A 538-nucleotide genomic window follows, 5' to 3' on the forward strand; every position below is an offset into this window, starting at 1 on the left:
GAGTTGGTTGGTTTTCTCAGCGCTGTCGCGGATGGCTTGCCTACGTTTTACCGAGGGGGCAACCGGGAGGCGGACCCGGGGCCGGTCCAGACCCGAGGTGGTTAGCTCGTACTCCCACGACAGAGAGCCGCCATAGGTGGCGCCGCATCCTAGGTTGGTGCACTCGCCATACATGGTCTTGAAGATGGGCGTCTGCTCTTCCGAATTGCGGATGCGCATACGGCTGCCGCAGGCCGGGCACAGACACTTGTAACCGCCGCCGTGATTGGTGCTCATGAACTCTCCCCGCCGCGAGTGCGGCATTGGCCGAAGCCGAAAAATGCGACGCTTCGTGCGTCTATTACTGTTCCTGATTGCCCGGGGTTTTCCGGTGCAACGTGATAACTGCCCCCACCTCCGCATGCCGGGCGGCAATGTGCGCGCGGTGTGCGGCGATGATGTCGGCGAGCTCGGCCTCGTCTAGGCGGCCATCGGCCAAGGCCTTGGCAATGATCTGGTCGACCTTGCCCTCTGCCACGTCGGTGACCAGGGAGCGCTG

The 538-nt window shown here is 63.4% G+C and carries 1 protein-coding gene and 1 pseudogene; both read right to left on the bottom strand.

The genetic code is table 11. The features are described 5' to 3' along the window. On the bottom strand, nt 1-276 hold a 276-nt coding region (locus OQK_RS01440; RefSeq protein WP_016770781.1), incomplete at its 3' end, for an ogr/Delta-like zinc finger family protein. 64 nt (nt 277-340) lie between these two features. Then, nucleotides 341-538: pseudogene (locus tag OQK_RS01445) on the bottom strand (YmfL family putative regulatory protein); the annotation flags it as partial.

Source organism: Pseudomonas sp. R62 (assembly GCF_000257605.1).
Taxonomy (GTDB): domain Bacteria; phylum Pseudomonadota; class Gammaproteobacteria; order Pseudomonadales; family Pseudomonadaceae; genus Aquipseudomonas; species Aquipseudomonas atacamensis.